The sequence below is a fragment of the Trichococcus shcherbakoviae genome (assembly GCF_963666195.1).
Taxonomy (GTDB): Bacteria; Bacillota; Bacilli; order Lactobacillales; family Aerococcaceae; genus Trichococcus; species Trichococcus shcherbakoviae.
This window is the reverse complement of sequence record NZ_OY762653.1, coordinates 2,219,209-2,244,839: the sequence shown is the minus strand read 5'-3', so window position 1 is coordinate 2,244,839 and position 25,631 is coordinate 2,219,209. Positions and strand designations below refer to the sequence as shown.

General features: G+C 48.7%; 29 protein-coding genes and 1 pseudogene. 5 read left to right on the top strand and 25 right to left on the bottom strand.

Annotated elements, in window-relative coordinates; genetic code table 11:
* Positions 1-17 precede the first annotated feature (17 nt).
* From ACKPBX_RS10740 to ACKPBX_RS10730, 3 genes and pseudogenes are all read right to left on the bottom strand, one after another.
* Positions 18-1,123 (bottom strand): annotated as a pseudogene (locus tag ACKPBX_RS10740) (RtcB family protein).
* Between the two features lie 179 nt (positions 1,124-1,302).
* Positions 1,303-1,803 carry a flavodoxin family protein gene (locus ACKPBX_RS10735; RefSeq protein ID WP_319995336.1) on the bottom strand — a complete coding sequence of 167 codons (501 nt, stop codon included), beginning with the start codon at positions 1,801-1,803 and terminating at the stop codon, positions 1,303-1,305.
* Positions 1,804-1,839: 36 nt separating this feature from the next.
* A complete protein-coding gene (locus ACKPBX_RS10730) occupies positions 1,840-2,253 on the bottom strand; it encodes a VOC family protein (RefSeq protein ID WP_319996432.1) in 414 nt (137 codons plus the stop codon).
* A gap of 160 nt (positions 2,254-2,413) precedes the next feature.
* On the opposite strand from ACKPBX_RS10730, the gene ACKPBX_RS10725 reads away from it, so the two are divergent.
* Positions 2,414-3,409, top strand: coding sequence for an MsnO8 family LLM class oxidoreductase (locus tag ACKPBX_RS10725; RefSeq protein ID WP_140186745.1), 996 nt, complete (start codon positions 2,414-2,416; stop codon positions 3,407-3,409).
* 32 nt (positions 3,410-3,441) lie between these two features.
* On the opposite strand, the gene ACKPBX_RS10720 is transcribed toward ACKPBX_RS10725, so the two are convergent.
* From ACKPBX_RS10720 to ACKPBX_RS10695, 6 genes are all read right to left on the bottom strand, one after another.
* Positions 3,442-4,035 carry a YdeI/OmpD-associated family protein gene (locus ACKPBX_RS10720; RefSeq protein WP_140186747.1) on the bottom strand — a complete coding sequence of 198 codons (594 nt, stop codon included), beginning with the start codon at positions 4,033-4,035 and terminating at the stop codon, positions 3,442-3,444.
* A 38-nt stretch (positions 4,036-4,073) separates the two neighbouring features.
* Entirely contained in the window at positions 4,074-5,015 is a 942-nt protein-coding gene (locus ACKPBX_RS10715) for a prenyltransferase/squalene oxidase repeat-containing protein (RefSeq protein WP_319995335.1), read from the bottom strand.
* A 19-nt stretch (positions 5,016-5,034) separates the two neighbouring features.
* Positions 5,035-6,420 (bottom strand): uridine kinase family protein, encoded by a 1,386-nt coding sequence (locus tag ACKPBX_RS10710; RefSeq protein ID WP_319995334.1) that lies wholly within the window; start codon positions 6,418-6,420, stop codon positions 5,035-5,037.
* Positions 6,421-6,456: 36 nt separating this feature from the next.
* Entirely contained in the window at positions 6,457-6,867 is a 411-nt protein-coding gene (locus ACKPBX_RS10705) for a DUF5655 domain-containing protein (protein ID WP_140186751.1), read from the bottom strand.
* Positions 6,868-6,907: 40 nt separating this feature from the next.
* A complete protein-coding gene (locus ACKPBX_RS10700) occupies positions 6,908-7,366 on the bottom strand; it encodes a GyrI-like domain-containing protein (RefSeq protein WP_140186753.1) in 459 nt (152 codons plus the stop codon).
* A 194-nt stretch (positions 7,367-7,560) separates the two neighbouring features.
* Complete coding sequence (locus tag ACKPBX_RS10695; RefSeq protein WP_233442770.1) at positions 7,561-8,382, bottom strand: TspO-related membrane protein; 822 nt, start codon at positions 8,380-8,382, stop codon at positions 7,561-7,563.
* A 330-nt stretch (positions 8,383-8,712) separates the two neighbouring features.
* Here ACKPBX_RS10695 and ACKPBX_RS10690 point away from each other — a divergent pair, with 330 nt between their 5' ends.
* The 4 genes from ACKPBX_RS10690 to nadC all read left to right on the top strand — a co-directional run bounded on the left by ACKPBX_RS10690 (position 8,713) and on the right by nadC (position 12,608).
* Positions 8,713-9,360, top strand: coding sequence for a DUF2202 domain-containing protein (locus tag ACKPBX_RS10690; RefSeq protein WP_319995333.1), 648 nt, complete (start codon positions 8,713-8,715; stop codon positions 9,358-9,360).
* Positions 9,361-9,585: 225 nt separating this feature from the next.
* A complete protein-coding gene (gene nadA, locus ACKPBX_RS10685) occupies positions 9,586-10,515 on the top strand; it encodes a quinolinate synthase NadA (protein WP_140186757.1) in 930 nt (309 codons plus the stop codon).
* Positions 10,502-11,782: an L-aspartate oxidase gene (locus ACKPBX_RS10680; protein WP_319995332.1), complete on the top strand. Its 1,281-nt coding sequence runs from the start codon at positions 10,502-10,504 to the stop codon at positions 11,780-11,782. The genes nadA and ACKPBX_RS10680 overlap by 14 nt, the downstream gene beginning before the upstream one ends.
* Positions 11,772-12,608 carry a carboxylating nicotinate-nucleotide diphosphorylase gene (nadC, locus tag ACKPBX_RS10675; RefSeq protein WP_233442771.1) on the top strand — a complete coding sequence of 279 codons (837 nt, stop codon included), beginning with the start codon at positions 11,772-11,774 and terminating at the stop codon, positions 12,606-12,608. The genes ACKPBX_RS10680 and nadC overlap by 11 nt, the downstream gene beginning before the upstream one ends.
* Positions 12,609-12,725: 117 nt before the next feature.
* Here nadC and ACKPBX_RS10670 read toward each other — a convergent pair whose 3' ends face one another.
* The 16 genes from ACKPBX_RS10670 to ACKPBX_RS10595 form a co-directional block, all read right to left on the bottom strand.
* A complete protein-coding gene (locus ACKPBX_RS10670; protein ID WP_319995331.1) occupies positions 12,726-13,244 on the bottom strand; it encodes a carboxymuconolactone decarboxylase family protein in 519 nt (172 codons plus the stop codon).
* Between the two features lie 169 nt (positions 13,245-13,413).
* Positions 13,414-13,662 (bottom strand): helix-hairpin-helix domain-containing protein, encoded by a 249-nt coding sequence (locus ACKPBX_RS10665; protein ID WP_086990807.1) that lies wholly within the window; start codon positions 13,660-13,662, stop codon positions 13,414-13,416.
* 295 nt (positions 13,663-13,957) lie between these two features.
* Positions 13,958-14,749 carry a heliorhodopsin HeR gene (heR, locus tag ACKPBX_RS10660; protein ID WP_319995330.1) on the bottom strand — a complete coding sequence of 264 codons (792 nt, stop codon included), beginning with the start codon at positions 14,747-14,749 and terminating at the stop codon, positions 13,958-13,960.
* A 93-nt stretch (positions 14,750-14,842) separates the two neighbouring features.
* A complete protein-coding gene (locus tag ACKPBX_RS10655) occupies positions 14,843-15,472 on the bottom strand; it encodes a DUF2238 domain-containing protein (protein ID WP_319995329.1) in 630 nt (209 codons plus the stop codon).
* Between the two features lie 15 nt (positions 15,473-15,487).
* Complete coding sequence (locus ACKPBX_RS10650) at positions 15,488-16,909, bottom strand: deoxyribodipyrimidine photo-lyase (RefSeq protein ID WP_319995328.1); 1,422 nt, start codon at positions 16,907-16,909, stop codon at positions 15,488-15,490.
* A gap of 417 nt (positions 16,910-17,326) precedes the next feature.
* The gene (locus ACKPBX_RS10645; protein ID WP_288926029.1) at positions 17,327-17,749 is read right to left on the bottom strand and encodes an HIT family protein; all 423 of its coding nucleotides are present in this window, start codon (positions 17,747-17,749) and stop codon (positions 17,327-17,329) included.
* A gap of 259 nt (positions 17,750-18,008) precedes the next feature.
* Positions 18,009-18,539, bottom strand: a complete 531-nt coding sequence (locus ACKPBX_RS10640) for a DUF2703 domain-containing protein (RefSeq protein ID WP_319995327.1) — start codon at positions 18,537-18,539, stop codon at positions 18,009-18,011.
* A gap of 83 nt (positions 18,540-18,622) precedes the next feature.
* The gene (locus ACKPBX_RS10635) at positions 18,623-19,222 is read right to left on the bottom strand and encodes a hypothetical protein (protein ID WP_319995326.1); all 600 of its coding nucleotides are present in this window, start codon (positions 19,220-19,222) and stop codon (positions 18,623-18,625) included.
* Positions 19,223-19,423: 201 nt separating this feature from the next.
* Positions 19,424-20,530 carry an NADH-dependent flavin oxidoreductase gene (locus ACKPBX_RS10630; protein ID WP_319995325.1) on the bottom strand — a complete coding sequence of 369 codons (1,107 nt, stop codon included), beginning with the start codon at positions 20,528-20,530 and terminating at the stop codon, positions 19,424-19,426.
* Between the two features lie 253 nt (positions 20,531-20,783).
* The gene (locus tag ACKPBX_RS10625; protein WP_319995324.1) at positions 20,784-20,915 is read right to left on the bottom strand and encodes a hypothetical protein; all 132 of its coding nucleotides are present in this window, start codon (positions 20,913-20,915) and stop codon (positions 20,784-20,786) included.
* An 81-nt stretch (positions 20,916-20,996) separates the two neighbouring features.
* Positions 20,997-21,608, bottom strand: a complete 612-nt coding sequence (locus tag ACKPBX_RS10620; RefSeq protein ID WP_319995323.1) for an SDR family NAD(P)-dependent oxidoreductase — start codon at positions 21,606-21,608, stop codon at positions 20,997-20,999.
* A gap of 153 nt (positions 21,609-21,761) precedes the next feature.
* Entirely contained in the window at positions 21,762-22,835 is a 1,074-nt protein-coding gene (locus tag ACKPBX_RS10615) for an alpha/beta hydrolase (protein WP_319995322.1), read from the bottom strand.
* Positions 22,832-23,392 (bottom strand): CPBP family intramembrane glutamic endopeptidase, encoded by a 561-nt coding sequence (locus tag ACKPBX_RS10610; protein WP_319995321.1) that lies wholly within the window; start codon positions 23,390-23,392, stop codon positions 22,832-22,834. The genes ACKPBX_RS10615 and ACKPBX_RS10610 overlap by 4 nt, the downstream gene beginning before the upstream one ends.
* Positions 23,393-23,794: 402 nt before the next feature.
* Positions 23,795-24,457 carry a GyrI-like domain-containing protein gene (locus ACKPBX_RS10605; protein WP_319995320.1) on the bottom strand — a complete coding sequence of 221 codons (663 nt, stop codon included), beginning with the start codon at positions 24,455-24,457 and terminating at the stop codon, positions 23,795-23,797.
* A gap of 65 nt (positions 24,458-24,522) precedes the next feature.
* Complete coding sequence (locus tag ACKPBX_RS10600) at positions 24,523-24,951, bottom strand: hypothetical protein (RefSeq protein ID WP_319995319.1); 429 nt, start codon at positions 24,949-24,951, stop codon at positions 24,523-24,525.
* A 30-nt stretch (positions 24,952-24,981) separates the two neighbouring features.
* Positions 24,982-25,485 carry a DUF7000 family protein gene (locus ACKPBX_RS10595; RefSeq protein ID WP_319995318.1) on the bottom strand — a complete coding sequence of 168 codons (504 nt, stop codon included), beginning with the start codon at positions 25,483-25,485 and terminating at the stop codon, positions 24,982-24,984.
* Positions 25,486-25,631 lie beyond the last annotated feature (146 nt).

The window sequence follows — 25,631 nt, the reverse complement described above, 5'->3', positions numbered from 1 at the left end:
TTGTCCCTCTTTTCTTTTCAGCCTTTTACAACTGCGACGGTCTTTAGGCGGCGTACCGGTTCAACGAGATCTAGTTCCTGGGAGAGCACAAAATCGATGGCTTTATAGGCAAATCGCGATTCTGTGCCGACGTCTGTCCGTTTGGCTTTCGCGAGAAAGACTCCTAATGCCCTCAAATCCAGGATGGTGTCCTGGACACTGAACTGCTCTCTAGCATCCAATCGGCTCATGCGCCTGCCAGCCCCGTGTGAACAGGACTGGAAACTTTCCGGATTGCCTTTGCCTTTGACCAGATAGGAATAGGTCCCCATCGCGCCCGGAATGATGCCCAGTTCGCCCACACCGGCGCGGATCGCCCCTTTGCGGTGGACCAGACTTCTTTGCCGTAATGATCTTCCAGTGCGGCATAATTGTGGTGGCAGTGGACGGCATCCGACAAATTGACATGGTTGATGCCGGCGTATTTTTTCACCCAGAGTCGGACGATATCGAGCACTTTCTCCATCATCTGGTTGCGGTTTTCTTCGGCGAAATCCATCGCCAATTTCATCCAGCGCAGATACTGTTTCCCGAGATCACTTTCGGTTGAAAAATAAGCCAGATCCCATTCGGGAGGGACCGGAGACTGGTCCTGCTTGTTCATTTCCTTGGCCAAATCGTTGAAATAATGGCAGATTTTGAAGCCCAGATTGCGCGATCCGGAATGCAGCATGATGCCAAGCTTTCCCTGATCGTCCGTCTGCAGTTCGATGAAATGGTTGCCGCTGCCGAGCGTGCCGACTTGATAGGCGGCATCGTCCAGTTCCTTCATCAATTCCTGCGGCATTGTTTCCTTTTCCTCGGGTGTCATGCCATCAAGGAAGCGGGCGACCGATTTGCATTGCTGTTTTTTCTTATGGTGCTCGAAGCCGGTCGGGATATTCCGCAGGATGTCGCCCGCGATCGCCTGGGCCAGCTTCCCGTTCGGCGTCTCGATTTCGATCAGCCGTTCAACCGGAACGTTCGTCTGGACAAAGCTCATCCCGCAGCCGATATCCACCCCGACCGCATTCGGAATGATGACATTTTCGGCAGCGATGACGCCTCCGATCGGCATCCCATAGCCGGAATGCGTATCCGGCATCAATACGACCCATTGATGCAGAAACGGCAGATTAGACAAGTTCTTCGCTTGCTGCAGACAATCCTCACCTATCTGTTCCTCATTCTCCAGCCACACCTTGATTGGCCACTTCTGTTCCTTGGAATTGAAGATGGTAATCATCTCTTGATGCCCCTTTCCGGATACCTTGCGCAGCGCAGCTATTTGATTTTTTGATCCATCCGCGCGGCCAAATCACTGAACTGCTGAAGCAAATCCGTAATCTGCCTTTCGCGGTGAGGATTCTTCCAATTGATGACGCCGCTGCCGATGACTTCGGCACCGTGTTCTGCGCAAAGTGCCGTCATCTGCTTCAAGGCATTTTTTCCGCCCATCCACGGGAAAGGGAAGAACTCGGTCACAAACAGGAGCGTGGGCTTGTTCTCAAATTGGCCGACCCGCGAAAAATAATGCTTCAGGACAGGGGAAGCGGAAGCGCCTCTCACCGGTCCGGCGATGATCAGAAGATCGTGTGCCTGCGGATCTGGATAGGACTTCAGTGTGATGTTCGCGCTGTTGTTCTCGTTTGTTTTTTCCTCTCCGATGGTCTTGAGCTGTTCGATTTCCACGTCGTGCCCGTCAGCCGCCAGCCTTTCCTGCAGCCGCTCCGCTACCGACAAGGTATTTCCGGTCAGAGAATGGATGATGATCCCGATTTCCATAGCCTTTCCCACTTTCTGTTATTTAAATTTTCGCCATTAATGGATGTGTTTCGTCTGTCCGAATGGGGACCTTGCCGCAACCTCGACTTTGATCCGATCGGGGTCTTCGAAAAAGACGGCGTAGTGTTCCTTTCCGCCTGCGAAAGGATGCCTTTCGGGATACAACAACGGGATACCGCGAATTTGCAGTTCCCTGTACAGTTCGTCTACCTGATGCTTTGTGTCGACAGCGAAGGCGAGATGGTTCAATCCCGTCCGGCTGCGGTGGTAGGATCCATCCAAGAAGCGTTCCGCTGTCTGGACGAAGACGATGTAAGTATCATCTTCCTTGTAGCTGAAGCCTTGCTCCCATTCCTGGTATTTACTGAAGCCCAACTTTTCCAGCAGCCAGGACCAAAATTGCTTGCTGGCTGCCAGATTGCTGACATTGATTTCGATATGATGGATGATGCTCATTTAACCACTTCCTTTTCTTTTGTGACCACCCTATCCTGCTTACATTTTAAAAGCTGATTCTTTGTCCCAAGCGACTAGGTTTGTTATAGTCATCTTATCAGCATTTCGCACAAAGCCTTCACAAATTATTCAGAATGAAAAATCGGAGGAAATTATGAAACTAAGCATCTTGGACCAAGTCCACATCACAGCAGGCGGTACAGCCGAGCAGTCCCTGCAGAACGCCAAAGAACTCGCCCGTTTAGGGGACAGCCTCGGGTACGAACGAATTTGGTTCGCCGAGCATCACGGCAGCAATTTGATGGCGAGCGCCGCACCCGAAATCATCGCCGCCTTCATAGCGGCCGCGACGGATCGGATCCGGGTCGGAACCGGAGGCGTCATGATGATGCATTACTCCCCTTTGAAAATCGCAGAAGTCTTCAAAACGCTGTCCGGCTTTGCGCCCGGCCGGATTGATCTGGGTGTCGGCCGGGCACCCGGAGGCGATCGTCAGTCCATGTACGCATTGGCGCAAGGCAACCCGCCCCAATTGGAGAATCATTACGAAAAACTGCGGACGATATTGGATCTTTTGGAAGACCGAAAACCCCAGGACCCACTTTACCGGGACACTCCCGCGGCGCCTGTAGACGTGACCGTTCCGCAGACCTGGTTATTGGGTTCGAGCGGAAACAGTGCCGTGCAGGCCGGCAGAATGGGCGTCGGCTATTCATTCGCGCAGTTCTTCACCGGGACGCTTGATAAAAGTATTTTCGACCTCTACAAGAAGAATTTTGTTCCATCCGCAGCCATGCCCGAAAAACAGATCAGTGTCGCTTTCCATGCCATCGTCGCGGACACGCGCGAAGAAGCGCTCTATGAAGAGTTGCCGTATGCGATTTTCAAGATGCAGCTTTTCCGCGGAATGATGCGCAACCACCTGATGACCCCGGAACAAGCCGCAGCTTACCCGCTGACGGAAATCGAGAAGCAGCTTATCAACGACATCCGCAAGACGCATATTATCGGGACCGCAACAGAGGCAGCCGAAACATTGCTGAATCTGCAGGAACAGTACGGTTTCGACGAAGCGATGATCATCAGCATGCCGCATTCCCAACAGGCGAGGCTCAAAACCTATTCCTTGTTGGCGCAGGAATTACTTTAGGCAGCCTTACGAATCAAGCTTAGTCATCCTCTTCAAGGGGATGGCTTTTTATGGCTATTTTTGGCTTTTGCCCGTTCTAACGTTTCGGCGATCCTTTTTTGGCGGGTATCCGCACGTTGGGCTTGGGCGATCCAGAAAAGATAGTGGGCTTTTTCGCCGGTCGGCCAGCCATCGAAACAAACGCGGGCAGCAGGGTCATCCCTGAATGCCTGCTCCAATTCCTCGGGCAGCTCCGGAACTTCCTTCGAGGAATAGGCCGCTTGCCATTTTCCGCTGTCCTTTGCTGCTTGGATCGCTGCCAAACCAGACTCAGTCATCCTCCCAGCCTCCATCAAAGCCTCCGCACGCCGCCGGTTGACCAAAGACCAGACGCTTCCTGATCTGCGGGGAGTGACCCGAATGATGAAGCTTTCTTCATCCAGACTGTACATTTTGCCGTCGATCCAGCCGAAGCAGAGCGCCTCTTCGACTGCCTCCGCGAGCAGAATGCCCTCGCCTGCAGCATGGGCTTTTTTTATTTCCAGCCAGATTTGATCCTTTTGATCATGGTTTTGCGCCAGCCATTCATGCCATTCCTGAGGCCCTTGCACTCTGAGCCAATCTTTTGGAAATCCGGTTGCATCCATCTGAGCGCTCCTTCTACGTTGATTTTTTTCTTTAAAACTCAAAAGTCCTGACTATAGTATTCCAGCACCCGCAGACATCTGAGCGTATTCCATCGGCTCGGTTTTCCGGCCTCTTCCATCATGAAATGCACTTCGCCCGGATGATGGGCCTGCGTTTTCCAGCGTCCGTCCGGCAAGCGTTTAGCGTTCAGAACGTCCAGAGCATCCTGCAACCTTTCGTCATACGGATAACCGACACTTTGGAAATAATCAAGCGCGCGCAGAATGTCGTAGCGCCAACGTGGCGGATAGACCAATTTCAAAAAGCTCGGATGGATGATTGCGCCGGTGTGGTCGGATTTGTACAGCCGGTGCCGCAAAAGGAATTCCTGTCCTCCGCTTTCGATCCGTTTCAATTCATCCAAACGATAAACATAACCGGCTGCAGCATACTCCCGGATGCCTTCAAGCACACTGAGCGTGGAATGCACCGAACTGTGCCGGGCACCGGAACGGTTCAGCCGGCAATTGAAGCCGCCGTCCGGCAACTGTTGGCTGATGACGAAATCCACTACCGTTCTGAGCTTGTCTTCTTCCGTCCCGAAATAGCAGGCATAGTTCAGGAACATGCCATTGACGCAGACATCGCTCTGCTCGATGCCTTTTGCCGGATTGATACCGCCATCAGTGGCGATGACGGTCGCAAGGATGAGATCCAGCGCCTTTTTTATTTCCCAGGTCGCCGGGATGCAGAGGTTCCGCAGATCCAGCAAGGTGTAATGGCTGCTTGTCCATTTCGGCTGATAAAACCAACGTCCCCAGTGCCCATCAGGCTGTTGCCGTTCCAGAAAAGCGCGGCCCCAACCTTCCTTTGCTATCCTGTTCCGCAGGTCAGCCAACGCAGCCTGGTCTTCATGCAACAGATCGCGTCTTGTATGAAATTGGATGGCTGGATCGCCTTCCAGAAGCCACGCGATGATTTCCTCCCTATTCATTTCCATCGGCCCTTCCTTTTTCGGCTCAATCGTAATAAATGCTGCCGCCGATGAATTCCCTCAGAATGGAATTGAACGGCACTTTGGAGACATCCAGCGGTTCGAAGAAACTCAGCAGGTTCAGGAGCCGTTCCCGCGTATCATAATAAGGGCTGTCGGCCGGAATCTTCTGCAGCGCTGTTTCCGCGAAGGGGCGCAGGGCGTTCATCTCATAGATCATACTGGAATTGAACATCACGTCGGCTTCTTCCTGAAATTTGAAGATGTTCTGGTATTCGCCGCGGCGCACGCTGTCCCATTGATGGATCGTATTTTCCGGCGTGACGCCCCGGTATTTGTCATCCCTGACCAAACGGCGCAGCAGCCGGATTTCCGAAGTCGGAACCCGGCTCATCAGGTCGATGTTCAGGCCGCCGAGTGCACTGATGTAGATTTTGTAGATAAGGTTGCGGTTGATGCTGGTGACCAATTCCGGATTCAGCGCATGGATACCTTCAATGATAAGGATCTCCGATGGACCAACCTGCATCGGTTTATATTCGGCCTGGCGCTGGCCAGTGATGAAGTCGAATTGAGGGACGGATACACGCTCGCCGGCGATCAGCTGCGCGATTTGTTGCTTCAGCAAGGGCAGATCCAACGCCTCCATGCTGTCGAAGTCGTACTTTCCGTCTGCATCCCGGGGCGTATGCTCCCTGTCCACGAAATAATGGTCCAAAGACAGTGCGACCGGCTTCAGCCCGTTCACTTCCAGCTGCGTTGATAATCTTTGAGTGAAGGATGTTTTCCCTGAAGAGGAAGGCCCCGAAACCAACAGCAGGCGCAAGGCGCGCCGATGCTGCAGGATGGCGTCCGCAATGATGGAAATTTCCTTTTCGTGCAGAGCTTCGGCGATGCTGACCAATTTCATCGTGCGCCCGGATCGGATATAGTCATTCACGTCATTGACGAACTCGATGTTGATATTGTCCATCCAGATCTGGTTCTTTTCGAACGCTTGGGATAACTGCACAGGCGGAATCAGCGGTCGATTGCTGCCCTTGTCGATATCCCCGAAATCCACGATGAACCCGTAGGAAAATGGCAGGATGGTGAACGGTTCGACAAGGTGGGGCTCCGTGAAAGCCGGATAGACAGCCTTCACGATGATGTCCCCCACCTGATAATGGTAATAGCCGCCCTCTTTATCCAGCAGCTCGATAGCGCAGTCCTTTTCGACCCATTCCCGCAGTTTCAATTCGATCTGCTTCACTTCCCTTGTCGACAAGATCGATCCGTACAGATTGCAGAAGACCCCTTCCAAAATGGAATAGGATGTCTTCAGCGTCTCTTCCGGAAAAAGATCATGCACTACCTTGATCAAACCCAATTTGACAGTCTGGCGACCTCTGTGCAGATGCGTTTCACTCATAATGTTCTCCCCCCCTTACTCTCGTTTTGCGGTTGCTTATATCTTTGAAGCAGGCTGGCGTCCGCGCGTTTCCGAGAACCGGTAGGCTTCCAGCAGCCAAACATCAAGGATACCCGTCAGATCCGCTTCCTCCGCAATGATGACATGGTGCGTCCATCGTCCGGGATACGGTTCGACGGCTTCGACAATCTGATCATGCACAATCTTGCGCCCGCAGCCGAAGCTCAGCACCAGGCTGTGCAGCGGCCGCTTTCTGTCGGTCGTCAGCGGCATCCAGACCCAGGCGAATTGTGTCCGCGTGGCAAAAGAAATCTGGGTCTTTGTCACCGTGATAATGGCGGGTCCGATTGCCCGGATTTTCCTTTCCACAGCCATGAACAAAGCTTTGGTTTCCGGTTTCCCGGCAAAAAATGCTTCCACTTCTTTGTTGATCATTACGTCTGTCATAGATATCGCCTCATTCTTTGAAATAGGGATTGGCGTATTCTCATTCCAATAAGAATACGATTTTCGTCAACAATTCGCTTTCGGGTACTTCCTCAGGCGAATTGTAATAATGTTCATAGACGGGACCAAGCGGCTTGTAGCCATTATCTTTGATCCATTTCTCAATTTCCTCATAAGCGGGCGGCATCTCCATATAAGGGCCTTTGTACATGCAACTGACCTGTTTGCCTGCCGGAATGCTCCCGGCAAGGATATCGCCTTTGCCCGGCAGCGCTTTGGACACTGGAAAACCGATTTCCAATTCGAGCCTTTCCATATCCATGTTGAAATAGCCGACGAAAGCTGGTCCAACCGGTTGTTCACCCAATTCCATGATGTGCGTGACGATGTCCATGAAGGCCTTCCCCAATATTTTCGGAAGCTCGCTTACCGGAGTAACCGTTTTCAAAACCAAAGTCGGTTGTTCCTGCGTTTCCACCATTTCAATCACAAAGCTCATTTTCTCCACGTCTCCTTTTCTGAAGCACATTGTCTCATGCTTATTTTATCACTTCCGCAACCGCAGAACCATCAATACGATGACAGCGGAAAGGGTCTGAAATGGCGCAAAAACAGGTCCCGGCACCAATTCAGTTGAATCAGTGCCGGGACCTGTCTCTAATCCATCAAACTACCCCATTGTCGAAATTATAATCATTTTAGGATAGATGGAGTTTGTTTCTTCGCGAAGAGTACATAGCCGATCGCCACGCCCATCAGCACGATGCAGGCGATGACGGTCGTGATGATGCCCGAGTATTGGCCGTTGAATCCAGCCTCGGACATATGCTTGATCAGAATGCCCGCATAAGCCCAGATGATCACGAGTCCGTATGCGATATCGTGGTTGCGGATCATCGTGACGGCTCCGATCGCAAGCCCGATTACGATTATAAGTATTGTCCAGACTGATTCGGAGATTCCGAAGCCATTCCAGCCGATGTCGACCAGCAGCGTTGTGATGTTCGCGATCGTCGCCACCGTGATCCAGCCGAAATAGACGCTGAACGGCAGACGGATGAACAGTTTTTCCTTTTGATCGAGTTTTTCCTTCAGGATCAACTGGTTGATGTAAATCAGGCTCAGCAGAAGCACCAGCATAAGAAGCACCGACAGGCCGATCATGCGGTAATGCCAACTGAAGATCCAAGCAGCGTTCACCACTGAACTGATTGAAAAGACGATACCGATTTTCCGCAATAATTCCGTCTTCACCTTGCTCTTATCCCCTTGGAAAATACCGAATTGGTAAAGCGTATAACCCAACAACAACAGATAGATGACACCCCAGATTGAAAATGTCAATCCTGCGGGCGCAAACAAGTTCGGATAGGCATCCGATACCGCACCCGTGTCGATGCCGTTGATCGGAAGGATGTTTGCCAATGCATTGACGACGATCATGATCAGGTAAGTCACAGCCACCGTTATTTTGATGGGTGTTTCCAGTTGTTTCGTTTCCATTTTTGTTTCCATCTTATTTCCTCCTTATCCAACGAGCCCAATAAAAAAAATAATTGCCTTTAAGTAACCGGTCATACAGCGTATCACGAAATAAATACATTATTCGCCTAATTCAATAGTACTCAAAACAGCGTGCCTATGCAAATATTGGGATATCGTGGGAGAGGTTAATTTTACTTCCGTCTAGGTCCAATTTTTTGACATTTTTTCTAGGGTGGCGTACCTTTGAGTTGACAAGTTGTTCGTTCATCCTTGCCATTCATCATTCAAAAACGTCAGCCACATTCTCAAATTACCCTCCCCATTCAATCGTGCAGCGTTTGTATGAAAGGACGAAAAAAAATGAACAGTAAGAAGAAACTTTACGGTTCGGCCGCCTTGTTGAGTCTGCTCCTGTTGGTCGGTTGTTCCGCGGACGATGATACCTCGACAAATGATTCTTCAGCAGGCGGCTCATCGGAAATGGTCGAAAGCAGTTCAGAAACAGCCAACAGTTCCGAACAAGATGAATCCATGATGGAAGAAAGCGACATGGAAGAAGACGAATCGAATGACGCACCATACAGCTACGGTGCGGTCGGCGCCATGGCAGACGACAATCTGACGATGGAAGAGATGTTCACATATGCCATCCAGGATGAACAATTGGCCCATGGAGAATACGCCTACGTACTGGAAACATTCGGAGATCAAGCTCCGTTCAACAACATCATTTCTTCTGAAGCTCAGCACATCACCGAAATGACTGTTCTGTTCGAAAAATACAATTTGGCGATTCCGGCTGACGAATCTGCAGATCACATCCAACGTGCGGCGGATGTAAGAGAGGCATTGGATAACTGCGCCACAGGAGAAGTTGACAACATCGCGATGTACAACAAATTCCTCGAACAGGACATCCCTGATGACGTTCGTGCAACCTTCACGGCTTTACGCAATGCTTCCGAAGGACATCTGCAGTCATTCCGAAAGAGCCTCGAGAAGTATTGAGAAGTCACACACCTAAAAAAGCCTTTCTCCAAAATTGGGGAAAGGCTTTTTTACATCGATCACTGTTGATGGGTAGCTGATGCTATTTGATGAATTCCGATAGTCTCGAAATGGAATGGCCAAATAAGCTGGATAAGTTCTTTCTTTCACAAGGTGTCTTGACACCTGTAAAGTTACGTGATATAGTCATTTTCATTAAACTATCACAAAAAAGGGGTCGCAACAATGGATGAACTTACGGAAAGAATATTGCAACTGAAAGCAGAAAAAGATGCCGTCATTCTCGCACACTACTACGTTCCTGGAGCCGTTCAAGATATCGCAGACTTTATCGGGGATTCGTACTATTTGAGCAAAATTGCAGCACAGGTCACGGAAAAAGTGATCGTTTTCTGCGGCGTCGCCTTCATGGGCGAAAGCGCGAAGATGCTGAATCCGGAGAAAGTCGTCCTGATGCCCGACCTGAAAGCGGATTGTCCGATGGCCCACATGGTCAAAATCCGCGACATACAGAAAATCCGCGAAACTTACGAAGACGTGGCTGTCGTCTGCTACATCAACTCCACAGCTGAAATCAAGGCGCACGCCGATGTCTGCGTGACGTCATCCAATGCGAAAAACGTCATCGCCGCCCTTCCCAACCGCTATATCTATTTCATTCCCGACGAGCACCTGGGCAGATACATTTCGCATCAGCTTCCCGAGAAAACGTTCCTCTTCAATGACGGCTACTGCCCGATCCATACCAGCATCCGCGTTGTCGATGTCCTGAAGATGAAACGCGACTTTCCGCAAGCCGAAATTCTGGCGCATCCGGAATGCAAGGAGGAAATCCTTGTTTTGGCGGACTTCGTCGGCAGCACATCGGACCTCGTTGCCTATACCGAAAAGAGCCCATCCCAGGATTTCATCATCTGCACGGAAATCGGTGTCATCCATGAGATGGAAAAACGGTCGCCGGGCAAAAGCTTCCATGCCCCTTCCGTAGGTCAGGTCTGTCCCGACATGAAACTAAACACGGTCGAGAAAATCATCTATGCTCTGGAAACTTTCGAACCTGCTGTGGAAATGGATGAAGTGCTGCGCCAAAAAGGTTTACAGCCTTTGGAACGTATGCTGGCATTGGCCGAGGTGAAGACCTATGCGCAACTATGATGTCCTTATCATCGGAACAGGTGTCGCCGGACTCTTCGCAGCCCTCAACATCAGCAAAGACAAAAAAATTCTAATCGTCACAAAGGGTACTTTGGAAGATAACGACTCCTTCCTTGCCCAAGGCGGCATCTGCGTCCAGCGCGACGAAACGGATTTCGAGCCTTTCATGGAGGACACTTTACGTGCCGGCCACTACGAAAACAACGAAGCGGCCGTTTCAGCCATGATCCGGTCCTCGCAGGAAATCATCGACGATTTGATCGGTTTGGGCATCGCATTCGACAAAAAGGGGGATGGCTTCTCCTACACCAAAGAAGGCGCCCACTCCCGAGCCAGGATTTTGCATTGCAAAGACATGACCGGAAAGGAAATCAACAGCAAACTGATTGCTAGGATAAAAGAGCGGAAAAATGTCAGCATTCTGGAAAACAGCACGCTTGTCGATCTTTTGGTTGCCGGCGACCGTTGCCACGGCGCGGTGCTCCGCGATCAGTCCAGAAAGTTATTCAACGTTTATGCACAGTCCACCTTACTTGCCACTGGCGGCATCGGCGGGCTGTTCAGCAAATCGACCAACTTCGCGCATTTGACAGGCGATGCCATCGCCGTTGCGCTGAAGCACGGCATCCGCGTCAAGGACATGAATTATGTCCAGATCCACCCCACTTCGTTGTATACCGGACGTCCAGGGAGAGCTTTCCTGATTTCGGAATCGCTGCGTGGGGAAGGCTCCATCCTCGTAGGCAAAGACGGCCAACGCTTTGCTGATGAACTGTTGCCGCGCGACCTGTTGACGAAAGCAATCTACACCCAAATGGAAAAAGACCGCTTGCCTTATGTCCGTATGCTTTTGAAAGGCCACGTAGAAGGATCGATCGCCGAAAGGTTCCCGGGCATCCATGCCCACTGCCTGCAGGAAGGCTATGATTTGACAGAAGATTACATCCCGGTCGTGCCCGCCCAGCATTACTTCATGGGCGGCATCGAAGTGGATCTGCAAAGCAAAACTTCGCTGGCTAACTTGTATGCCGCAGGGGAAACGAGCTGCAACGGCGTTCACGGGAAGAACCGTTTGGCGAGCAATTCGCTGTTGGAAAGCTTGGTTTTCAGCAAGCGCGCCGCCCAAGCCATCGATGAGTCATTCCAGTGCGCACTTCCTTATCCTTTCCCCGAACCGGATGCCCGCTCCGTCACGGATGGCTTGGCGGAAGCACGCAGAAGACTATTGGAAGAAATCGGAATCGAGGAGGAAGCCCATGCAAAGTAATAGGGATCGCCTGATTTTGGCGGCACTGCAGGAAGACATCCCCACTGAGGATATCTCAATCAACGCCATCCTCACAGGCTATACGAAAGGCAAAGCCGAGCTGTTGTGCAAACAGGACGGCATCATCGCGGGCCTGGATGTCTTCGCCAGGACCTTCGCTCTCCTTGATGATACGATCGAAGTATTTTTCCATTGTCAGGACGGTGATGCCGTCAAATCGGGAGATTTGTTGGCCGAGGTGATCGGTGACATCCGCGTCATCCTGTCCGGCGAACGCACCGCCCTGAATTATCTCCAACGCATGAGCGGCATCGCCACGCATACCCGCAAGATTGTCAACTTGCTGGAGGGGAGCGGCATCACGCTGCTAGACACTCGCAAGACGACACCGAACAACCGAATTTTCGAGAAGTATGCCGTAAAAGTCGGCGGCGGTCACAACCACCGTTTCAGCCTATCCGACGGCGTCATGCTGAAGGATAACCACATCGCTGCGGCGGGCGGCATCAAACAGGCTGTTGCTGCTGCGCGGGAATATGCCTCTTTTGTGCATAAGATCGAAGTCGAAGTGGAAAACTTGGATATGGTCAAAGAGGCCCTCGAAGCGAGAGCCGACATCATCATGCTGGACAATATGACCCCGGCGGATATGAAGGAAGCCGTCCGTTTGATTGACGGGTGCGCCTTGGTGGAATGCTCCGGAAACCTAACCGCTGAAAACATCGCTGCCTTGCGCGATACCGGAGTGGATTACCTTTCATCAGGAGCCCTGACCCACTCTTCCGCGATCCTCGATCTGTCGTTGAAGAACCTGGAACGGGTCTGACGGAAAGTTATACCCATTTAAACGCAGATAAGCTGTGGAAAAGCCATTAGTAATGGTTTTCCACAGCTTATCTTTTTCGTTATCCACAAACAGAATGATTTTAGTTCAAGTGCATCCTCAGAAACTGATGACAGGTTTCTTGAACAGGCCGTCGATTAGAGCATGGATCAAGGTCAGCGGCAGATAGACGATGATGCTCAGCATCATTGTGATTTCATACAACAGACTGCTCTTTTTGACAGCTTTGCCTTTCAAACGGCTCAAGAAAGCACTGAATGCGATCCCATGCGCATTGCCGACCATTATGGCCCGAATGGCACCCAAAATTCCTTTAGCCTTGTCTTCCCCATAAAGCGAAACAATCCGATCCCAGGATTCTTCGGTCGGATACCCTCTTCTGTCCGCATAATGCTGGGCGAAAAGGTACGCCGGCATTTCCTCAACAGAGATTTCGTCAACAGACCCCGCCAACAATTGCTGGATTTCTTCCGCAGCCATCCCCTGCTCGAGCGCCATTTTCGTGTGGGCATAGGAACAAACTTCACAGCCATTGACTTCCGTCACCCCCAACATGATCCTTTCGATAAATTCCGGACTTAATTCTTTTTTCTTTTTGGCCTTGATCATGTATTTCATTGTGCGGACCCCTTCATACAAAATCGTATAAAATTCCCGCACCGAGTATATTTTCTTGTAGAATTCCTGCGCCATTGTTATCTCCTTTACTCTGTAGGGCTTCACCAGATTTGTTAAAAACCATTATACCCCTATAGGTATAAATAGTAAAGAAGACGGTTTGGCTGACCTATCCATTTTTCCAGTTCCACCACTTCAATTTTTCCGGATCCGGATTCGGTTCGGTCGCATAATAGACGGCGCAGCGGAAAGTGTACAATACGCAGGGATCTTGTCGCTGCCCGGTTATCCTGTTCAAACGCTCATAAAGTTCCTGCGGATTCTTGTCGCGCAGGTCAGCGACTGTATTTATGCCCAATGAGACCAGTGTTGCCGCCATCTTCGGACCGATGCCGGGAATTTGCTGCAGTTCTTTCATCTGATTTCCTCCTCACTTTAATTCCTTTTTCCTCAAAATCATTGTAGTCCTTGTCGCCGGCGATTGCCAATAATGGCATTCTTGGCTGACGACGCAAAAAGCGGACAGGTTGGGCATCCATCAGAAGCTTTCTGGTGGACGCCCAACCTGTCCGGCTGAAGCATGTCATTCAAAAATAAGCAAAGCAGCAACAAGTTACATTTCCTCCACACATCCAATATACACCGTCATTGTAAATCGTATCAAAAAATCCTGTATTGTTTTTGTAAATGACAGCGCCTGAAGCCTACCAAAATTACGGCTGCATCGCTCCGAAAAGCACAAGCCAGGCAAGAATCGATTTCGCAACCAGACTGAGCACGATGTAGACCCGCTCCCCGTAGAGGTAGTCCGCCCATTTCCCGACTTTTTTGTACTGCAAAATCATGTTGATCGGGAACGTGTTGAAAGCAACGAAATAAGTACCGACGATTGCCCAGACAAACCAAGGCACTTCGCCGAAATTACCGGTCCCGAACATGTACAGCAAAATAGCGATCCATGGCGCAACACCGGCAATCGAGCCCCAAATGAACGGTCCCCACTCAATGTTGTCTTTTGAGCGGCCTACATTCAACTGTTCCATTACAAGCCCGAAAAAATTCATGGTGGCGTTGACGATGAAGATCAGAATCAGCGAAGCGATATCGTAGATGCCGAACAGCGTCGCAATCAGGACAATCATGATTGACGAGCTGAGCGAATACTCGAACCAGCGGAATTTATTGATGCCCTTCGCCAAATCAGCATTATAGATTTCATTAAGCTTTTTCGGAATGGAAACCAAGGCATGCGCGATGGCTGAAATGAACAAGAACGAAGCGACCATAACTCCAAATGGTAATTCAAAAAGAACTCGCGAGGCAGTCTCCAACGAGCGCGTTTCAGGATTGAAGGCCAAGTAGAATTGGCTGATTTCAGGACTGAACTCACCGATTTTCTGGATGACATTTGTTGCCAAAAACAGCATTGCGACTGCTTGGATCAGGTGGAGTCCACCCATGATCAGATTGAAGCGCCGTAGTTTTTCTGTCGTGATCTCTTTCATGATGATATACCTACCTTTCTAAAATGACTGGAAAATAATGCCAATTGACCGTTCTCATTCGTTGAATCAAACTGTTCTTCAATCAGAATGCCTTTAACCATCCCCCATCTGTTCTATTTGGCTGTCTTGGAACGGGCCGAACACGAACACCGCCAGGCTCGCACCGATCAAGGCCCAAATCATATCCCAGAGGCTGTCGAAGGCGTCTCCCTGTGTCCCCATCACGGTGTCGGCGGGAACATCCATAATTTTAACGACCGCGAATTCACTCAGTTCGTAGGCTGCGCTGAAGCCGAGGCAGGACAGAATAACGATAAGCATCAGCAGTTTGCCTTTCTTGACGTAGCCGCCCCGCAACAAAAACTCCTTGGCCAAAAAAGCCGGTACGAAGCCTTGGGCAAAGTGCCCCACCCGGTCGAAGTAATTGCGCTCCCAACCAAACTGCTCTTTCCATTGATTGAACAGCGGATTCTGGGAGTAAGTGTAGTGCGCGCCGTACAGCAACAACAAGGCATGCAGAAAAGCCATCACATAGACGAAAGTGCTGAAACGGAACTTCCGGTAAGTCACGACCAGCAATAATACCAACAGAACTGCTGGCGTCATCTGACCTATCCAAGCCAGCCGATCCAATGGACGGATAGCCGAAATAATGTACGCTATAACGAAAAGAACCAAAAGGATTATAGGCAAGGGTTCTGCCTTTTTGCCGTTTCTCGCCATCCGTTCCGCCTCCTTTTAGTTGCGTTTGCGTGCCCGTTCCGCAACCTGTTCCAGATACAGTTGCATATCGAACTTGCGCTTCAGGCCTTTGTCATTCATGAACCGGACATTGCCGAAGATGGCACGTTCCCCCCACGGCCGGTCATGCTTGCCGAAGCACCAGCTCACTCCGGCAAACCCGTTCGGATCGCGGCCGTCCAACAGGTACTTATTGTTCAGATAAATGGCTTTTCGATAGGCTTCCTCCGGCGTGCTGCTCCACTCAAGAATTTTCTTGGCCCAGTACATCCGCATGTACCCATGCATTTTACCGGTCAGGTTCATCTCCAGCTGCGCGGCGTTCCAATAGTCGTCGTGGGTCTTGGCCGCTTCCAATTCCTCCACAGAATACAGATATTCGCGTTCATCCGCCAAGTGCTTGTCCAGTGTCTTCTTGGCCCAATCCGGAACAGCTGCATAGGAATCGTACTGTTCATTGTAGTAAACGAAATTGACGGCCAATTCTCTTCTGACAACAAGTTCCTCGAGGAAACTTTGCTGACTTTCGCTGTCCATCCCCATCAGTCTGCGGTAGATATAGAGCGGTGAAATCTGGCCGAAATGGAGATATGGACTCAGATTTGAGGTGAAGGACTCGCCGGGACGATTCTTGCGTTCGCTGTACCCGGCCAGTCTATTCTCGATGAAATCCTCCAACCAGAGTTTGGCCACCGTGGTTCCGCCGATATAATCGGAAACGCGCGGGACACTACGGTCGATAGCCAAGCCGGCCAAGGCCTTTTCGGTATCGGAAACGTCATAGGCCTCGAATGGAAGCTCCGCTGCTACGGATGGATGTTGGCAGACGGTCTCCTCCAATGGCGCCAAACAATGCGGCAGGATTTTCTTCAGCTTGGAGCGCAGGGTCGCGGCGGAATACTCCTCTTTCGGAGAAGCCAGTTCGACCGGAACAACGACATTGCTTTCAATCTGAACGACGGCACATTCAGCACCCTCGGCCAAGGTAGCGCGCCATTGCCGCTCGATCCGGAGATAACCGCGGTCGACCACCAACAGGGCCGCCAATCCGGAAATTTCCAATGCTCCTTGTTCCGGCGATATTTTCCGGATCAGCATTTGGATGCCGCGTTGCTCCAAGGCGGCCTTCGTTTCCTTCAGCCCTTCCAGCATGAATGCATAGTGGCGCTCATTGGCTTCCGGAAAACCGTCCGTAATCCCGAAGTAAACGACCAGCGGCTTCTCGAGCCTGTTTGCCTGGCGGATCGCGTATTCCAAAGCATGGTTGTACTCCGCCCGCTGCGAGCTCTGCATCCAATAGACGACATAGGGTCGCTCCATCGCTGTATTTTTAGCGTTCAGTTGCTTGATTCTTTCTTCCAGTATCATCCGGTTTCCCCCAATTTGTGTGCGTTTGTTGTTATTCTTATTATAGAACATCGCTCCGACTCCTACTAATTTTACGAATCAAATCAAACTGAAACGGTGCCCTTTTTGAGCGGAACAAACAGTACAGTATGCAGAAAAAATGCTGAAACGCACAAACGGCCGATGGGGCGTTCTGTCGGCTGTTTATGCGTTTTCTATACCTCTTGTCGGCTGTTCCACATCCGCTCCCTAGAGATCAGCCGACGAAGTGAGCACCCGTTGACTGTTCGTCCTTCATTTTTCCGACAATAGTCGACGGCCGCAGCTTATGTTGACTGTTCCGCATTCACTTTTTCCGCAACAGTCGACGCCTGAAGCGCTTGTCGGCTATTCCGCAAATATCCTGCCCTCAACAGTCGACGAGTCCGCGCAAAAAAGCTGATTCCGTTTTTGGAATCAGCTTCTTAGAAAGAGAATTTTTACATTTCCTTATAGATTGATGCGGATTTCTTCAGCTAATGCTTCGTACGCATCGTCCGTCAAGGTCACACGGCCTGGGTTCATGTCGAATGTCGAGCCCCATTCGAAGGCATCGTCTTTGTATTTTGGCACCAAGTGGAAGTGCAGGTGTTTGCCGGTATCGCCGTAAGCGCCGTAGTTTACTTTTTCAGGGCTGAAGGCTTTGTGCAATGCGTTCGCAACTGTGGCGATATCCGCGAAGTAACCGTTGCGCTCCTCATCCGTGATGTTCACCAATTCGCTCACGTGGTCTTTATAGGCAACAATCACACGGCCTTTGTGGCTTTGTTCTTTAAAAACGTAGACTTTACTGTAAGGCAATTCACAGCAAGGGTAGCCGAAAGCCAACACCATTTCGCCTTCCATGCAATAGGCGCAATTTTCATCTTTCATCAACACAGACCTCCTAGAAATATTCTTCTGGTTCATTATAGCACTTTTAAGCGCCTACATTTTGTCCATAATCCAACAGTATTGCGGACAAAATGTGAACACAAGCCGGACTACCTTAAATAGATAATCGCTCTTTTTTAGATTATCCACTTTTATTCGCCTCTGTAAGCTACAAAATTGAAGATAAAGCTAATCCATCCTGATCAATCATCTTTGCTTCCCCACTTATGGTAACTTTTGGCATAGTTCTCCGCTTTTCTCATTCCTCTTTCTTTGCTTCAGACCCAGTGAAGAATGCTCTTAGGTTATCCGGCAATACATACTCCTTTTTGGATTTCGGAGATTCTGAATGCATTCCATAGACTTCCTTCAGAATTGCATTCACAAGCATTTCTTTTGGTGGTTCAGGATGTTCAATACCTTCATATATCCAGGATCTGCAATCTACAGAATCTCCGCAAATATCTCCGCAGTCCTTGCAAGAAGTTTCTGTAACATCCAAGGAGATGTCATTACCGTTGATTCTTATCGTTGGCGAACTGAGAAATTCATATTTGATTGCCAACTCAGGTGATGAGATATTTACTTTATTTACGCTCACTCCATAGCCAGCGGATGTCAAAACTGCCGAAACTTCATTTGTGGCCCGATCCAAATTACTTTCAGCCCCCTGACACCTTTTGCATGTATTTAAATCCAAATACAAGAAATCGATGTCAATTTTCTTTTTTTCTTGTTTTTGTGCGCAGCAATCACCCCCGCAAGAACATTCATCTTTTTTATTACTCATAATTTCCCTCCACTTTCATGAGAACGGCCCGATTAATTGACTCTGCCTATGATCGGAATTGATATAAGTCGCGATGTAAATCTTCATTCTTCCGTATACCCGAAAAATGACAAGATTGTATCCAAAACCTGATATTCCGCCACATAGCCATAACCGGCTGATTGATCTTCACTGATGCTGAAAGGAGCTGATCCGATCATTGTTTCCTCATGGATGATGGTGCCGGCAGCCCTGTCCAGGATGGTTATTTGGACGTAGCGCGTATAAGCGATCCCTTCATTTGAATAGGTTCCCGTCTCCATGTAATAGCTGCGAAGCCTCACCAGCACGTTCATCTCGGCGTCCGACTTGGCCTGCAATTCTTCCGGCAAATCGAGATAGTGCGGTGAATACACGTACTTTTCTCCGGCCCCTTCCTCAACGGATTCATCGTTTTCGATGATGAACACTTTGGCTGGCGTCGGAGCTGCTGATTCCGCTAGCACGCCTTGGATAGCCGTATACGCATCCACATTCGCGATCAGATCACTGCTTTCCAGTTCGCTGATTTGGCTCTCCCTGATCGCTTCCGGATCTGAAGATGAGTCAGTTTCGTCGCTCGATGAACCGCAGCCCGAAAAGATAAACAAAAACATGGTCATGATGAGGAAAAACTTGTACTGGCGTTTGTTATTTTTGATCATCTGAAGTCCCTCCTTGGACTGACAAAAGCCTATGGATTAAGGAAGACAATCGACTGTCCTACGCACTTTGTAACCGTTCTTTTTCGACCTCATTATAACATATCATCAGCCCCGGAATCGTGTACAGCTTCACCTGACACAACGCAAAAAAGACCACACAGAACTTCCATTCCAGGAAGTCTGTATGGTCTAACTAATTGCTTATTTTCCCAAACGGTCCGGCATCATGAATTCCATGAAACCCCAGACGCCGTTCGCAAGGAACAGTTCTTCGCGGTCGTAGCTGGATATTTCTTGGCGAATCAGATCATCCTTTTTGTCGAGGGCTTTCGCACCCCAATGTGGATCGATCAGCAATGCACGTCCAACGGCAACAAGCTCCGCATTTTCCAATACTTGCTCCGCGTCTTCGCTCGTGCGGACATCGCCGACACCGACCAACGGCACACGTCCGTTAATTTGCTCATGGATGTACGCCATCATGCTTTTCTCTTTATGATCTTCAGAAACGGAAACCAGTTGACGGTCCCTCAAGGAAATATGCAGATAATCCAAACCTTTATCGGCTAATTGGTCCACAAGGAAGAGCGTATCCGAAAAACGGATTCCAGGATTTTCGTATTCTTCAGGGGAAAAGCGGTAGCCGACGATAAAGTTTTCGGCGCCCGATTCATCCACGGTTGCTGTCACTTCATCAACCAATTTGTCGATGAAACTGAACCGATTTTCCAGGGTGCCGCCCCATTCGTCGTCCCTGCGGTTGGAGTGCGGCGAGAAGAATTGTTGCAACAAATAAGTATTTGCACCATGCAGTTCCACACCGTCAAAACCGGCTTCAATCGCGCGGCGAGTCGCGGCTTTAAAGTTTTCGATCAGATCAAGTATTTCGTCATCTGCCAATGCTCTTGGCGTTTCGGCATTCGGTCTTTCGGCAGCAATCGCACTTGGCGCTACTGGCTGAACGCCTCTCAATACGCTTGAATCCGTCATGCGGCCACCGTGGAAAATCTGCAGGATGGCTTTAGTGCCATTTTTCTTGATGGCAGAAGCCAATTTACTCAAACCCGGAATGAACACATCGGAAGCGACGCTCAATTCGCCTTCCCAACCTTTACCGTCGTTCTGAACATTTGCAGCGCCTGTGATGACCGCACCTATTTCACCGGAACGAAGCGCATAGTAATTGATTTCGTCGGATGTCACTACCCCATCATAGAAACTCATCTTCGTCGTCATCGGTGCCATCATGATGCGGTTTTTAAGTTCAAGGCCGCGTTTGAAAGTCAGTTTGCTGTTCATTGTTGACATATTTTTCTCTCCCTTGGATCGCTTTATTTCATTCTACCGAGCTTGCCAGAAATTCCCTAACAAAATGCTCGGCCGCTTCAAATTGCATGCGCATGCATATATTTTATTATAAGTCACTTCCTTTTGCAAGAGGATTGGCTTTGAGTTTCTCCGTAGGTACCACTCAAACAAATAAGACTGCGGATCAGGCTTATATGGCCATCTACACAGTCTTACATCATTGCAATGTTCTTACATTTTCAATCAACCCAATTCAGTAGTCTGTCTGTTTACTGACGGCGCTCCAATCCTCGATCTCCTGCAACCTTTCCTTCATCTCGGCGGATACGATTTTCACTGCATCCGAACCAAGCAATAACCGTTTCGGAAGATTTTCTTTCTTCATGGTTTCGTAGATGACTTCCCCCGCCTTGTCGGGATCGCCGGGTTGGTCCTGGTTGTCGACGATGTTCTCTTTTCTGGTTTTTCAAGCAGTTTCGGCATAATCTTCGATCTGCTTCTGGGTCCCTTTCAGGGAAGTGTCGTAGAATTTGGTCCGGAATGCGCCTGGTTCCACGGTCATTACTTTGATCCCCAACGGAGCGACTTCCTTCATCAAGCCGTCCGTCATCAATTCCAAAGCGGCCTTGGATGCTGCATAGTAGCCGGAGCCGACACCTGAGCGGGCGGCAGCAATCGAGGAAACATTGAGTATGGCGCCGTTTTTCTGTGCACGCATGTATGGCAATACTTGCTTGATCAATTCAATCGGGCCGAAGAAGTTCGTATTGAACAAGAGATTCACACTTTCTTCCTCGCCTTCTTCGACGGACGAGCGGTAGCCGTATCCTGCATTGTTGACCAAGATATCAATTCCGCCAAAATTATCGGCTGCCGCTTTCACGGCATCTGCAATACTTTCTTTATTCGTTATATCCAAAGGCACCGCAATAGCAGTGTCGGGATAATTTTCGACGATATCCGCCACCGTGGAAATGTTCCGTGCAGTCACTATCGCGTTATCCCCATGTTTTAAAACTGCTTTTGCGATTCCTCTGCCGATGCCGCTGGAACAGCCTGTAATCAACCATGTTGTCATATTATTTCCTTCCTTTCCGAAGCTGTTTATTTTGATCATTGCGCCTTTTTGCTAATCAAAATGGCGCCACTCGCATTACCAACAGAAGTATACACCTTGGAGTGCACTTCAAGGGAAGCGTTTTATTTTCCATATAGCAAAATAATTCAGAAATCATTGTTGCTCCTCAAAAAAGAAATTGATCTCATCCATGAAGTCCAGATCCAACTCACTCGTCCGGAATCTGTAGACACTTTCGTAATATTCCGCCTTGATGTCATCTGGGATTTCCCCGTCATAGCGATCGTATATCTCCTTATATTCCAGATTTTTTGCTTTAGCATATTCGCTTGCGGCATCGGATTCGAATAGATTGTTGTGTCCATCATAATTTTCTGCACTGCTAGTTTTATAAATAACGTTAGGATTGATTATTTCGTCACGATGGGCAATGATGCTCGCTCCGTCGTATGCTATCACTTCATCTTCGACGCCATGGATAATCATGACCGGAGTATCCGTACCATTTATGCCGTTGGTAGCTGTAACCCAGGCAGTGTTGCCGAAAAGCATATTCTGATATATCCACAGGAAAGGATAGGCTAGTGGGGAAAATGCCCCTAACAGGCTGTCCGACTGCTCATTTAATAGTTCAATGGGCGAATTGAATCCAGCGATGCTGGCGACTGCAGCAATATCAAAGCCGTAATCCAAAATTGCGGTGACCGCATAGCCTCCCCAGCTATGTCCATATAGCATGACAGGTAAATTGTTTAATCGTTGCTCGCCTTGAATGTACGTCAAGGCAGCATCCAAATCCAGCAAGGATTGCGAAGGGCCCATCGTGCTCTCGCCTTCGCTTTCGTGTGTCCCGGTATTGTCGAAGGTCAAAACGCGCCATCCGTTATCAACGAAATACATCGTTTCTGCCAGATAGTTTTCTGCACCGAATCCCAAACCAGCAGAAATGACGACTAAGCCTTTATCATTTTCGCTGCCATAGACATGGCCTTTCAAAATATTTCCGCTTGATTCGAACGCGATCTCCGTGCGATCATATGCATCCGCCACATCGCTGTATCTGAGATAGCCCGAATATTTAGGATCCGGTTTGTCGACCCTGGAAAAACTTTCATCATAGTTCGTTTTGACGTAACCCATCGAGCCTATTGAAATAACGCCGATTAACAGCATCATGCTTATCAGCGCTATTTTTACTGTTTTTCCTTTGAAATGTATGTTTTTCATACTTGGATGCTCCCAGCACTGCTTTTAAAGAAAGAGGAATTTCTCTCGGCAACAAACAGGAATAGACAAAGAATACCGAAAACTATACTCTCAATCGCAAACAACTGTAGGGTGAACCTGTCCCATAAGAACATATGCGAGGTAGCATTGAAAGTAAAGTGCCAAACAGTCATGAGCACAAGATTCCCAGCTGTTTTGTTGTACAGCCAAGACATCAAAATAGACATCTCGATGATGGTGATCGTATACAAAACGAACCCAAAAAGGCCACCAGTAAAGTTCAAATGCCAAACGCCCCACAGGATTCCCACGATCACACTGCTGGTAAACGGTGTATACTTTTTTTGCAGGTTCGGCAACAGAAACCCGCGCCAACCTATTTCTTCTGCCGCGCAACCGATCAGCATCGCAACTATATTCAGTATATAGAACAATGCATCGCCTTCCCAAGAGACAAAGCCTACTTCATAATACGACAGTATGAAACTGCTGACGATGATGCACATGGCCGGGACAGCAATGGCAAGTATCAGCCATTTCATAACAGTCCTATCCACACGAAAATGGTTCCTTATATCCTTGATGATCATTTTGTCCTTTAATATCAAGGACACAGCAACCACCGCAAGTGCGGGTGACAATTGGGTGAAGGAAACAGAGTAGTTCCCTGCAGCTCGGAATATAAAATGTAAGGTTAACAAAAAAATGCTGAATAGGAATGTAATAACATAAAAGGAGCTCAAATAATATTTCCGAAGTAGCTTTTCCAATACAATTCCTCCTTGGCTAAATGATGCTGTGAGGGCAACCGGAAATCTGCCTTTTCTTGAAGACGTCGCAGTCCATGACAACGAAAGAGCATTTTTCATTTTATGATTATGATAAGAAAAAAGCTCTAGGACTGCGGTAACAGGCTAGAGCAAATCATACGACAACGTGATTTCATTTCACGATCCATTTTACATTTTCATCCTGATCGGATGGCGGACGACTGTCTTCATCTTTTCCGGAGCGACTCTGCGCGCATCGTTCAGGTAAATTTCATGGTGCCTACGGATTGTGCCATCCGGACTTACTTCCGAAATGGCATTGACGTATCCCTTGGACGCAGCAAAGTCGTCGATAGCCTTGACAGTCACTGCTTCCGTATCATAGGGACCCATATGCAGCATCTGAACGCAAAGCCCTTCTGTGAACTCCGCCAACCTCGCCTTAGTGAGGTCAAGCGCCGGTTTCTTTTTCTTCAATCCCTCAACGGCCCATCGGAATACCTCATCAGTGACAAATTCCGGCTGCCGGATTATCGCTGTCCAGATCAATTTGTCCTTTTGGCTCGTGTCAAAGGGGCGATCAAGCTCCGTCCACCAGAGGCCCTCCAATGGCGGAACGACATATTCGAAGAAATCCGCCGGGGCATTGCCGCTTTTGCTGCTCATTTTGATGGTGTAGGACAGCCCGTAAAGCATTTCGATTGCTTTCGCGTATTCCCCCGATTCATCATTTGGGTCCCCCTTGCCGTCAACCATGATGAATTTCATCTTCGGCACATCGACGATCACAGGTACCGTCTTGGGCTGATAAAGATTCTTATATTCCCTTTTTAAATCTAATGGACCGGACATTTCCTTATTCCTCCCTTAGTTGAATCGGCTAAACAAAACGGAACAAAAGTTATAGTTCGAATAGGTTATAAATAAAATAATGCAGCCATGATGGAAATTGCAATAGCATAGTAGTGATACCATTTCTGATTCATTTTATGAAGCAGAAATACACTTGTTGCAGCAACCAAAAACAGGACCAACCCCACTACAATGGGACTTTCGTACAATTGTACACCAATTCCAACCATAAAAGTGGTTAGTGAAGCAGTCAGCACGCTGGCTTTAAGCCAATCGTATACTGTCGTACGGTATACTAGCAAACATAGGCCAAGCCAAATAATCCCATACCCAACGCGCAGTTGTGACACAAATCCATAGGAACCATCCTGATTTGCAATAGATTCAAAAACCATAAAGATCAGAAAATAAAGCATAAAGGCAACTGCCAAAGTAAGAAAGCTCGCTATCGTAACAAGTATCCCTTCCTTAATAATTCTAGACTTTTTGCTCATATGTCATCCAGCTCCTATCCTTACATCCGCTTATAATATTCCTTGAAGTTCATCCAGTATAGAAGTGATATCCTTTATAAATTCCATCGTCTTCTTCTCAATCTGCTTCTTGAGTTCCTCTGGATGGTCAAAATCCGGCTTCTCAACCAGAGTTGATTCTATAATGGAATCAACTCCCGGAATAACCTGTGATAATTTATATTTACCAATATTTCCACTGCTCATCAACTCGATATACTCAGCCTGAATTTTTCTGTTATTCCCAGCTAACCAAACTTCGAACACGCCTTTTTCATGCAAATAAACTACGGCAATTTTCAGCTTCTTATTTTTCAAATTCGCAGGTGTGAAAGCAAAGTACGTCATATCCATGTAGCCAAAATACAAACTACCAGCAGTATAATCTGGGTACCCGCTTTCCAGATAGGAGCGTAGTTCTGACATAAATGTCAGGATTCCTTTATAAGCTTTCTGAATCTGTCCTTTTCTTAGCTGCGTAGCATATTCCTTTATACATTCATTTATTGACTCCATAAACTACTCCTCATTCCCCGATTCAGCAGACTGTAAATAGACCTAAAACACTTTTTTGTAACCGCTATATTTCGATTTCATTATATCATACCGCCCACTAGGGAAGCTTTTACATCCCTCCCCGGTAAGAATAGTATAAAGAGCCA

Coding starts and splice junctions, on each gene's coding strand:
- ACKPBX_RS10725 (WP_140186745.1), top strand. CDS start 2,414: ATGAAACTAAGCATCTTGGACCAAGTCCACATCACAGCAGGCGGTACA.
- nadA (WP_140186757.1), top strand. CDS start 9,586: ATGGATGAACTTACGGAAAGAATATTGCAACTGAAAGCAGAAAAAGAT.
- ACKPBX_RS10695 (WP_233442770.1), bottom strand. CDS start 8,382: ATGGAAACAAAAATGGAAACGAAACAACTGGAAACACCCATCAAAATA.
- ACKPBX_RS10705 (WP_140186751.1), bottom strand. CDS start 6,867: ATGACAGACGTAATGATCAACAAAGAAGTGGAAGCATTTTTTGCCGGG.
- ACKPBX_RS10635 (WP_319995326.1), bottom strand. CDS start 19,222: ATGATCAAAAATAACAAACGCCAGTACAAGTTTTTCCTCATCATGACC.
- ACKPBX_RS10690 (WP_319995333.1), top strand. CDS start 8,713: ATGAACAGTAAGAAGAAACTTTACGGTTCGGCCGCCTTGTTGAGTCTG.
- ACKPBX_RS10620 (WP_319995323.1), bottom strand. CDS start 21,608: ATGACAACATGGTTGATTACAGGCTGTTCCAGCGGCATCGGCAGAGGA.
- ACKPBX_RS10665 (WP_086990807.1), bottom strand. CDS start 13,662: ATGAAAGAACTGCAGCAAATTCCCGGCATCGGTCCGAAGATGGCGGCA.
- nadC (WP_233442771.1), top strand. CDS start 11,772: ATGCAAAGTAATAGGGATCGCCTGATTTTGGCGGCACTGCAGGAAGAC.
- ACKPBX_RS10655 (WP_319995329.1), bottom strand. CDS start 15,472: ATGGCGAGAAACGGCAAAAAGGCAGAACCCTTGCCTATAATCCTTTTG.
- ACKPBX_RS10680 (WP_319995332.1), top strand. CDS start 10,502: ATGCGCAACTATGATGTCCTTATCATCGGAACAGGTGTCGCCGGACTC.
- ACKPBX_RS10710 (WP_319995334.1), bottom strand. CDS start 6,420: ATGAGTGAAACGCATCTGCACAGAGGTCGCCAGACTGTCAAATTGGGT.
- ACKPBX_RS10700 (WP_140186753.1), bottom strand. CDS start 7,366: ATGAGCTTTGTGATTGAAATGGTGGAAACGCAGGAACAACCGACTTTG.
- ACKPBX_RS10600 (WP_319995319.1), bottom strand. CDS start 24,951: ATGAGCAAAAAGTCTAGAATTATTAAGGAAGGGATACTTGTTACGATA.
- ACKPBX_RS10640 (WP_319995327.1), bottom strand. CDS start 18,539: ATGAGTAATAAAAAAGATGAATGTTCTTGCGGGGGTGATTGCTGCGCA.
- ACKPBX_RS10630 (WP_319995325.1), bottom strand. CDS start 20,530: ATGTCAACAATGAACAGCAAACTGACTTTCAAACGCGGCCTTGAACTT.
- ACKPBX_RS10650 (WP_319995328.1), bottom strand. CDS start 16,909: ATGTTCTATAATAAGAATAACAACAAACGCACACAAATTGGGGGAAAC.
- ACKPBX_RS10735 (WP_319995336.1), bottom strand. CDS start 1,803: ATGGAAATCGGGATCATCATCCATTCTCTGACCGGAAATACCTTGTCG.
- ACKPBX_RS10625 (WP_319995324.1), bottom strand. CDS start 20,915: ATGAAGAAAGAAAATCTTCCGAAACGGTTATTGCTTGGTTCGGATGCA.
- ACKPBX_RS10720 (WP_140186747.1), bottom strand. CDS start 4,035: ATGGATGCAACCGGATTTCCAAAAGATTGGCTCAGAGTGCAAGGGCCT.
- ACKPBX_RS10645 (WP_288926029.1), bottom strand. CDS start 17,749: ATGAAAGATGAAAATTGCGCCTATTGCATGGAAGGCGAAATGGTGTTG.
- ACKPBX_RS10715 (WP_319995335.1), bottom strand. CDS start 5,015: ATGGAAATGAATAGGGAGGAAATCATCGCGTGGCTTCTGGAAGGCGAT.
- ACKPBX_RS10595 (WP_319995318.1), bottom strand. CDS start 25,485: ATGGAGTCAATAAATGAATGTATAAAGGAATATGCTACGCAGCTAAGA.
- heR (WP_319995330.1), bottom strand. CDS start 14,749: ATGAAAGAGATCACGACAGAAAAACTACGGCGCTTCAATCTGATCATG.
- ACKPBX_RS10605 (WP_319995320.1), bottom strand. CDS start 24,457: ATGTCCGGTCCATTAGATTTAAAAAGGGAATATAAGAATCTTTATCAG.
- ACKPBX_RS10670 (WP_319995331.1), bottom strand. CDS start 13,244: ATGAAATACATGATCAAGGCCAAAAAGAAAAAAGAATTAAGTCCGGAA.
- ACKPBX_RS10615 (WP_319995322.1), bottom strand. CDS start 22,835: ATGAAAAACATACATTTCAAAGGAAAAACAGTAAAAATAGCGCTGATA.